The organism is Pseudoalteromonas sp. MMG012, assembly GCF_018100875.1.
Taxonomy (GTDB): domain Bacteria; phylum Pseudomonadota; class Gammaproteobacteria; order Enterobacterales; family Alteromonadaceae; genus Pseudoalteromonas; species Pseudoalteromonas aurantia.
In genome coordinates this window covers 1-8,597 of record NZ_JAGJEF010000118.1, presented here as the reverse complement: position 1 = coordinate 8,597, position 8,597 = coordinate 1, and the positions used below count along the sequence as shown (strand labels likewise).

The window sequence follows — 8,597 nt, the reverse complement described above, 5'->3', positions numbered from 1 at the left end:
ATCGCTGTTTTTCTTTATACCGGAATACGTTTCGATGAACTCAGAAACATCAAAGTCTCGGAAATGGATATTGAAAGCCGTGTCTTATTTATCAAAAACTGAAAATGAAATAAAGACAGGCTTATCCCTATGTCAGCGGCATTAATTGATATCCTTAAAAACTACATAGCTCAAAGAAACCGACTAAAGAAAAGGTGCATCTATTTTTTTACTTCTAGTAAGCATGATACCCAATTGAGCTATGACGTACTCAAGCGCTATATTTCTTCACTCAGGGAATACAGTGGAATATATTTTTATGCCCATAAACTACGCCGTACCTTTGCTACTTTGATGCTTGAAGGAGGTTGTGATTTATTCGCGTTAGCAAAAATGATGTGACACAGTGATATAAGAACCACAGAAAGGTACTTAAGCGCGACAGTTAATCATTTGCATAAACAAGTGAATAAACACCCGTTGAATTTTTAAGTTGTTGACACGTTCGTTGAGCCAGAGCTGTTTCAAGACAAAATGAATAAGCTTCTTCATGTACATTATCAAAGAGCTCTAATTCTTCACGTAAATTAGTGAGCAATACCCTCACCAGTCCTAAATCTCTGCTCCTAAAATATGAAACCCAACGTTGGATCGAAAGTGGCAAGCATTGGGTTTCATTCTGCAATATGTATTAGTCTGATCTAACTACCGATACTAAGAATACACAGAGTTGTGCTTAACAACCCTGAGATTTATTGAACAAGTTAACATCCTTTCAAACAATTTAACTCAGATTAAATTGTTTCTAAAATGTGATTGCATTGTGACCAATATTTATTAAAGAGAGTAACAACATATTCTTTGCTTGAACAAATATTAACGCATTGTACTACAACAACCAGCATCGCAAGCACAACAAGTAATAGCTCCACAACACTTATAATATTGACCTGTAGAGCACACACCACCACAGCAATCACCTGATGATGCTAAAATACCCACGTCGCTTATTTCATCAGTTAATGACGGCTTGTCATCACAACTCATGTTAGTTAGCTTTTGAATCACATTTCGGTCAACTTGGATTGTTGAAGTTTTTCCTTTAATAGCTACTTCAGTAGAGTTTTCTCCGAAAAGTATAATTGACCCTTCGATATCATTACGATAAGCAACATCAGCGTTTAATAGCTCTACCCAAGAGCCACCAGCGTTCTCTTGTACTGTATGGCTAACCATAGGGAAAGTAGTAGATTCCTTTTCATGAAATGCGGCTGTTAATCTAATGCGGTAAGTTTCGTTTTTATTTTCATCTAAAAAGGTAATTGTTGCTGGTACACCAACAGCTAATTGAGTCGTCGCTTTACCTACAGATTGACCATTTACATCAATATCAAATCCATATTCGACGGCTTTAACCTTTAATAGCTCTTCTTTAATTTCTAACCCATCAATAGACTTAGCTGCTGATGATAGAGCAATGTTAGAAAAGAGTAGGGATAGAGCGATAAAGATATAAACAAACACTTTCATTATTAATTCCTTAAATTATGTGAGTATTACAAGTAAAAGAGTATTATATGCCCTTAACATTTTGGTTTCAATAGTTGCATTTTTGTTGTTGATGTTGTGCTAAAGTGCTTGCAAGTCATGTTAGCGTGTTTGCATAGAACTGGTTTTAATAGACATAGTTTGACTCTTACGTATTTATGCTGCTTCCTAAACCATTGAACACTTAGACTTTGCGTGACCATCAAATGCTCTTACCTGTGCTTTGCTGTGAAGAAGATAATTAGAAATTGGTTGTCCTGTAATCATGCTTTAATTCTGAGTGAAGACGTCAATATTTAGTTAAGTGATAACGCCGTTTTGAAACGGAAAAACACAAAAAAGCTAGGGTAGGGCCATATAAAAACATGGCATAAGAAGTATGCAGAGGCACTCAAACGCAATAATGAATCATTTATCACAAACAAGAGAATAAACACCCGTTGAGTTTCACGGTGTTACCTAGTGCTGTCTTGTATTATTAATATAAATGTAATTTTGAAATGTATACCCTATGAAAGAAAAACGTGAGAATACTTTAGAACGAAATCGATCTATAACTGATAAGTTCCATAAGGACTTAATTGGTAGTGTAGATCAGCAAAATAAAGTAAAAATTAGTGATATCAAATCAATGTCATTTTATTTGCCACCCATAATTAAAGTACAAGAACTATTGGGTGTTATTTCGAATCAAAAGCAACTCATAGATTTGCTCGAATCGTATTTTGAAAAACCATTAAAAATATCTACCACCAATAAATATGCCATTTTTAAACAAGGTGTTGGCTTAAGAACTGTGAACAAAATAATGAGCTGGGTGAAAGAGATTCCTTTTCCTTGGGAGAAATTAGCTAGTAAAAAAGTCATGACTCGGGTTATAAAAAGTAATAGAGCAGGTTCTAATGCTGGAGCTTGGCTTTCAACGATAAGCGGTTTTAGGGTAAGTTATCATAGTGAAAAAAAAGATGAATTCACCCCCTTATTTAACTTTATTGAAAAGCGCTGTAGTACCGAAGACGATTTAATTTTACGCGTGCAAAAAGATGTTGAAGCTGGAAAATTAAAACCTAATGATATTGCTGCTGTATGGGCAGCTCAGCAATCATTATGGGTGAAAAATCCTTATATACCACATGACATTAGTGAAAACATTATTGAGCTAATGTTAAAGCACCAACAAAGAGGAAAGTTAACTCAGCAGCAAACGTTAGATTTCATCGAGTGTTATCTTTATCTCTTTTATGATTTTTATTTGGAAGCGATAACACATTTTGAGATCGGTTGTCGTATGAGGTATGGAACAGATCAAGATAAAATTGAAAATGATCTGGGTATGATCACTAAAGCGATAAATGCTTATGCAACACAAGATGACATAAGAACGTGTTTCGCTGGTATATTAAAAGAGTTTAGGGATGCTTTATCCCAATTAGGCAGCGAAACAAGCTTTCGTAAACTGGCTAGCTTTATTGAAATAAATGAAGCTGAGCCTGGCGAATTTGGTGAATCAAAAGAAGATAAACAGTATAAACAACTTAAGGATTGGCGAAACGGCAAAAACCTGCCTAGTAATAAAAAACTAAAAGCATTTTTGCGAAATATAGATGAATACGCTGAGAAAAAAAGTGGCAGTTTAACTTTTGAAATGTGCAAAATTGCAATGGGCATAGATAGGCTCGTACGTGAGTTATTGGGTCAAGCTCAAAAAGAAAATTGTAAACAAGTAGATGTAGAGATCGTTATTAAGAAGGTATTGTCGAATATCCCTAATTACTACCGAGTTAATTTAAAAGCTGAACTTGAAAGAAGAGAGCCATCGATATAGATATCTTAGCTAATACATCTTAGCTCTCTAGAGCAATAAAGATAATCATACTACTCGTTATTTAATTGCTCTTGCCAATCGTCAGGACGCTTAGCTTCACCTCGGCTTTGCCAATAGGTATCATTTTCGGGGTCTAATTGTTTAGATCGATTGTCGATATCATGTTGCTCCATAATTATACGATTCCATTGTTTTTAGCTGTTGAACTTAAAGCTTTAGTAGCGAAACAGCTCTTAACAATTTTTCCGTCACTTTGTTTGGCTATGGTACTTTGAATTCTGCGAGCTGACTCAATTGTCATTGGGGTTTTATCGGTGTTCATTTGCATACTCCTTATATAAAAAATAGTTAATGGTTAATCGAAACTTCTGTTAACGAAATGGATTATGCAACGGTGTATCCGAGAAATAGTGGGGGGGATTGTGTTCAAAACAGTTTTTATTGAATTAAGCTGCCATAAAAATCGATATTTAAAGTGATCTACCTCTGTTACACAGCACATATTACAGGGTCGATCTAATATAATTTAGAACAAACGTACTATCTTGGATTTGAGCAGAAAATCTTCGCCAACAATAAGTGGCTTGTAGGTCATTCCGTTCGAACTTAATTTATCTGCTTGGTCTGCAATAGCAGAGCCAATACCTTCTGGAATATTGTTTACCTTGGCAAATGATGTGGGCAAGCTGAAGTCAAGTACTTCCATAGAAGGAAGAGTTAACCAAGCATGTAAACTCACTTCGCCTTCCACCCCTGTTTTTAGCATTTCAGCGAGAGACTCTTCGGTTTGTTTGAACATAGTTGATTTTTCAAATTCAACATATCCGATAGTATAGAAAACAGGGCAGTCAAAAAACTCAGTGAATACCCGCTTTAACCTGTAGTGGAGAGATAAGCACTGCCCAACGATCTCTTTTTCAGATAACAAGCCTATTTCTTTTTGGATAACTTTTGCCAGCTCCGTAGGGTTTGTTTTTTGAAGAAAGCTTGAACTATCACAAGCTCCTACATCTGGTGAACTGAGGCCAAGATTACTTGTTCTCTTTACGGCTTCTATAAAATCATCTTTATACATTGTTACCTTTCCTTTTAATTAAAGTTAAGTAATAAGGATGGTTTTTTATTTTTCAAGTAATCCAAAGGTATTTTTAATTGATTTATTTTTAGCCTAAAATTAGTAAGCTAACAACAAATGCTTCAATATCTAGTATGAACAAGTGAAAGCTAAAAAGGCAATATGAATATATTCATATATGAAAAGCGCCTTAAACGGCGCTTTGAAGTGATTCTTGAAGTTTCTTTAGTGTTGTTTCATCAGCAGGCTGCACAGTATTTTGCTTTTTAGGTAAGTCTGGAGACGAAATCCCTCGACCGATCACTTGTGAAAGCTCATTTCTACTCAGTTGCCACATGCTTTAAAATTCCTTTTTGCACTGTTGTGATTGTTCGCGTGGGAGATCAGGAGAACGAGAGTCGCCCCCTTTCACTTGTTTTAATAGGTATTCATTTAGTATTTCCATAATTCAACTCCCTCGATTTGGCTTATATTGCATAAGTTAATAAACACTCACACAAAGCCAATAGAATAAAAAAATATAGGGTACAGATTAAATGACGTATTGCTGCCTAGATCGCACTAAAACCATGTGATGAATTTAGCAATATTATCGTATCAGTCACCCCCGTTATAAGGTATTGGGAGCGGTATTTGTTGCACTTGTTGACGTGCAGGGAGATCTGGTGAACCAGAATTCATACCACCCTGAATTTTTTTTAATTGTTCAGCTTTGAGCTCTATCATAATTCAATTCCCTCGACTCTGCTTTTATTGCATAAGTTATGAAACATCCACACAAGAGAAACTGAATAAGCAAAATTATATTATCCCTACAGAAAAGCTTGAAGTAGGCATTATCGAGCCAGTAGTACTTGTAAGCTAACACTTCAAACCATGTAATAATGTTAACTAAAATTGATAAAGCAACGATCAATATAATAGCGCATTCTTGTGCAGAAAATTTTTGTTTTTTATAGACTTGGAGATAAAAATCTGTGCCCGTTTTGCTATAAAGAAACAATGCTAAGTCCTTACGATAAAGGATAGGGAACATAAAAACAATATTAATTAAAGCTTCAAATATATAGTAATGCGTATTCCATTGAACAGTAATGGGAAACGTAGTCGAGCTAATCAAAACTATTAAAAAGTATGAAAGTAAAAACCATCGAGCGGTAGGTACTTTCCAACTAAACACCAACCCTAGTGCAACAATGACAGGGAAAAGATAATCTACAATTGTATAAATATCATTCATACCAATTTATTCCTTTTCTTGTTCTTCAATAGGTACATCTTCAATGTTCGAATCCTTTAAATCAAATACATTACTCAAGTCTTTACCAAAAATTAAAAACAGCTCAAAAAGCTGGGTACAGGTCATTTCAGTTTTGCCTGATTCATAATTACTGACACTTGCCTGATCAACACCTAACTTTTCCGCTAATTGTTTTTGAGTCAATTTTTTTTCGAGCCTCATTTGTCTGATTGAGCGTTGAACGTACAGCTTAAAATTATTCGTTTTTTTCCTTCTTGTACTTTTAATCACACGCTTGTACCTACTCCTTATTCCATAAGCGAAAACTATCAGCTAAGTAACCGTATGACAACCATTTGTTAACAACTGGGGTGTGAATTGAGTATTTTATGAAGATTTTTATACGATAGAGTGTTTGTTCCTATTTATATGTCAGCAACGAGAAGCAACATAAAGCTGGGGCTTCATATATATTACGCTCATTGGGGTGGGAGTTTTTAATATATCCGTATGAACTCGTTGAGCATCAAAATTCGACATTAGGAAAATTGACTCACTGTTTCTGGTTGTTAATTTTATGTTCAAATGATTAGTGCAAAAGTTTACAGGTACGACTATGCTTAAGTGCAGTAGCAAGATTGCAAGTTGGTAACCAACACTTGCTCTCTTGCTTAGGGGAAACCCCCTAAGAACCCCCTATACCTTTAAATTGGAATGTAAGCTCATGGATGAAAAACGGCGAGAATATTTCAAAAACTATAACGAACAAAGAAAACGCATTAGCATTAGCCTTTGTTTTGCCGACTATAAAAAAGTTGAATATTTAGCGGACAAAATGCAGTTAAAACCAACTTCATTTGTCGGCCATCTCGTTCAACAAAAGCTGGGGAAAAACCCGCATTTATCACCAGAAATACAACAAGAACTCACCGAAGTCACCTACCTTATTCGTACCATAGCCAACAATGTGAATCAAATAGCTCACCGTTCAAATACGCTTAAAGTAATGGTTGATGAACATGCCCTACTTATGGAGCTAAAACACCTTGAAGATACCGTTAAAAATTACGTATCACAAAAGGTAGATATATGATCATCAAGTCGATGAGTCGCAAAAGCCGAAGCTTTTCACAACTCTACCATTACATGAAAAAAGGCTCGTCACGTAATAGCGAATATGACTTTTTCACGCAAAATATTTATGCTCGAAAAGACCGAGATATCGTTGCAGAGTTTTCAGCCAATGCTCAAAAAGTAAAGGCTCGTAAAAATGGCAATTACCTATTCCATGAAATCATTTCTATTACCAAATCATCAAAGCTCACCCTCGAACAAGAAAAACAGCGACTCTTTGATATTGTTCAGCTCTACGCCCAAACGCGTTGTAAATATAATTTAGTCACCGGCTACCTACATGATGAAAAAAGTAATAACGTACATTTTCATTTAATGATCAGCAGCAATGAAATTGACTCACCAAAAAATCAACGACTCACAAAATATGAATTTGATCAGGTAAAAAAACAAACCGAAAAATATGTGATAGACACATACCCTGAACTTGAGCAAGACATTCTAATAAGCGCAACCAATGAGCAAAAAAAGCAAAAACAATCAAACAAAGCAGGTGAAATAAAGCGCAAAGGAGGGCGACTGGAAAAGAAAGAAAAACTCACTCAAACACTCAAAAATATTTTTGCGCAAAGCCGCACCATGAATGAGTTGTTTACCCATCTCTCAACACAGGGCATTGAGATGTACAACCGTGGGAATACCATTGGTTTTATCACCCTCTTTGATAACAAAAAATACCGATTAAAAACACTCGGACTAGAAGAAGCCTTTGCTCAAATAGAATCCCTCTCGTCACAATCGGCACACAATCAAGAAGATGAAAAACCTAACCCTTCATCGAAACAAAACGATGATCCAGTGCCTACAAAAAATGATGAAGTAAAGCACCGAAAAGCAGAAATGAAAAGCCGTCGAAGTAACGCAACAAACAATGGCAAAAAACAAAACAAAAACGATTTTGAACGTTAATCTTTTAAAGGTAAATATATGGATATTTTAGGTTTTTTTGATGGCTTATTTAGCTTCTTTTCAGCCACTCGCGCAGCAAGAGAAATCAGTGATGATGATGCCCCACACATCAAACCCGCTTCGTCACAAAAAGAAGATGAAAGAGCTAAAGCACAAGCTCAGCAAAATGAACAATCAAAACAACGAAGACTCTCTCGCTTACACAAAGCACAAGAACAAAAGCGTGAGCAGGCTCAACAAGCCCAGCAAAAACAACAGCAAATCAATCAACAAAAGCAAGAAATCTCCACACAAAGAAAAAATAGAGCTCACGCGAATGCTAAGACTAAAGATTACTCCCGAAGTAGGGTGCGTTGATCATGTCAAAAATTATTAAAGATACATTTTCAAGTCTGTTTAATATTGGAAGTTTTGTTGCCAAAAAGAAGCTTCTGGTTCAAGAACAAGGAGCACGTTTTGCCAATAAAGCCGAACTGACTTCGATGTTCTCAACCAGCAATAAAGGCTTACTGATTAACGGAAATGATCAGCGCTTATCGATTAAAGATTCATTTGAACATCTAGCCGTGATAGCTAAACCAGGATCAGGAAAAACTACAGCCTTTATTATTCCATCAATACTCGAACTTGCTTCATCCAATTGCTCGATGATAGTGAATGACCCTAGTTGTGAGGTCTATGAGTTCACGAGTGGTCACTTAGCCTCAAGGGGTTTTCGTATTTTGCGTTTATGCCCCGAAGACTTGCCATCGTCTTCATGTTTTAACCCTTTTGCTGGTTTAGATGCGCGCCACACGATAGAAATAGAACAAATATGTACCTCTATCATTATGTCAAAATATGGCTCAGACAAAGAACCTGTGTGGAATGAAGGGGCTATTTCGATA

The 8,597-nt window shown here is 35.9% G+C and carries 14 protein-coding genes and 1 pseudogene; 6 read left to right on the top strand and 9 right to left on the bottom strand.

The window, feature by feature from the left end; genetic code table 11:
- Positions 1–120 precede the first annotated feature (120 nt).
- Positions 121–381, top strand: a pseudogene (locus tag J8L97_RS24135) (tyrosine-type recombinase/integrase); the annotation flags it as partial.
- Between the two features lie 43 nt (positions 382–424).
- Here the strand turns inward: J8L97_RS24135 and J8L97_RS21830 are convergent.
- Together J8L97_RS21830 and J8L97_RS21825 are read right to left on the bottom strand one after the other, a co-directional pair.
- Positions 425–577: a hypothetical protein gene (locus J8L97_RS21830; RefSeq protein WP_211052764.1), complete on the bottom strand. Its 153-nt coding sequence runs from the start codon at positions 575–577 to the stop codon at positions 425–427.
- A 278-nt stretch (positions 578–855) separates the two neighbouring features.
- Entirely contained in the window at positions 856–1,509 is a 654-nt protein-coding gene (locus J8L97_RS21825; RefSeq protein ID WP_211052763.1) for a hypothetical protein, read from the bottom strand.
- A gap of 529 nt (positions 1,510–2,038) precedes the next feature.
- Between J8L97_RS21825 and J8L97_RS21820 the strand changes: the two genes are divergently transcribed.
- Positions 2,039–3,352: a hypothetical protein gene (locus J8L97_RS21820; RefSeq protein ID WP_211052762.1), complete on the top strand. Its 1,314-nt coding sequence runs from the start codon at positions 2,039–2,041 to the stop codon at positions 3,350–3,352.
- Positions 3,353–3,402: 50 nt separating this feature from the next.
- Here J8L97_RS21820 and J8L97_RS23875 read toward each other — a convergent pair whose 3' ends face one another.
- The 7 genes from J8L97_RS23875 to J8L97_RS21795 all read right to left on the bottom strand — a co-directional run bounded on the left by J8L97_RS23875 (position 3,403) and on the right by J8L97_RS21795 (position 5,958).
- The gene (locus J8L97_RS23875; protein WP_282098573.1) at positions 3,403–3,525 is read right to left on the bottom strand and encodes a hypothetical protein; all 123 of its coding nucleotides are present in this window, start codon (positions 3,523–3,525) and stop codon (positions 3,403–3,405) included.
- A 2-nt stretch (positions 3,526–3,527) separates the two neighbouring features.
- Complete coding sequence (locus tag J8L97_RS21815) at positions 3,528–3,674, bottom strand: hypothetical protein (RefSeq protein WP_211052761.1); 147 nt, start codon at positions 3,672–3,674, stop codon at positions 3,528–3,530.
- A 204-nt stretch (positions 3,675–3,878) separates the two neighbouring features.
- Complete coding sequence (locus tag J8L97_RS21810; RefSeq protein ID WP_211052760.1) at positions 3,879–4,427, bottom strand: hypothetical protein; 549 nt, start codon at positions 4,425–4,427, stop codon at positions 3,879–3,881.
- Positions 4,428–4,617: 190 nt separating this feature from the next.
- Entirely contained in the window at positions 4,618–4,764 is a 147-nt protein-coding gene (locus J8L97_RS21805) for a hypothetical protein (RefSeq protein ID WP_211052759.1), read from the bottom strand.
- 260 nt (positions 4,765–5,024) lie between these two features.
- Complete coding sequence (locus J8L97_RS23870; protein WP_282098572.1) at positions 5,025–5,153, bottom strand: hypothetical protein; 129 nt, start codon at positions 5,151–5,153, stop codon at positions 5,025–5,027.
- Positions 5,134–5,667, bottom strand: a complete 534-nt coding sequence (locus J8L97_RS21800; RefSeq protein ID WP_211052758.1) for a hypothetical protein — start codon at positions 5,665–5,667, stop codon at positions 5,134–5,136. The genes J8L97_RS23870 and J8L97_RS21800 overlap by 20 nt, the downstream gene beginning before the upstream one ends.
- Positions 5,668–5,673: 6 nt before the next feature.
- Positions 5,674–5,958: a helix-turn-helix domain-containing protein gene (locus tag J8L97_RS21795; protein ID WP_211052757.1), complete on the bottom strand. Its 285-nt coding sequence runs from the start codon at positions 5,956–5,958 to the stop codon at positions 5,674–5,676.
- A gap of 433 nt (positions 5,959–6,391) precedes the next feature.
- On the opposite strand from J8L97_RS21795, the gene mobC reads away from it, so the two are divergent.
- The 4 genes from mobC to J8L97_RS21775 all read left to right on the top strand — a co-directional run.
- A complete protein-coding gene (gene mobC, locus J8L97_RS21790) occupies positions 6,392–6,760 on the top strand; it encodes a plasmid mobilization relaxosome protein MobC (RefSeq protein WP_211052756.1) in 369 nt (122 codons plus the stop codon).
- Positions 6,757–7,710, top strand: coding sequence for a hypothetical protein (locus J8L97_RS21785; RefSeq protein WP_211052755.1), 954 nt, complete (start codon positions 6,757–6,759; stop codon positions 7,708–7,710). The genes mobC and J8L97_RS21785 overlap by 4 nt, the downstream gene beginning before the upstream one ends.
- A gap of 18 nt (positions 7,711–7,728) precedes the next feature.
- Positions 7,729–8,067 carry a hypothetical protein gene (locus J8L97_RS21780; protein WP_211052754.1) on the top strand — a complete coding sequence of 113 codons (339 nt, stop codon included), beginning with the start codon at positions 7,729–7,731 and terminating at the stop codon, positions 8,065–8,067.
- 2 nt (positions 8,068–8,069) lie between these two features.
- Positions 8,070–8,597 (top strand): type IV secretory system conjugative DNA transfer family protein (locus J8L97_RS21775; protein WP_211052753.1); only part of this gene is annotated, 528 nt, incomplete at its 3' end.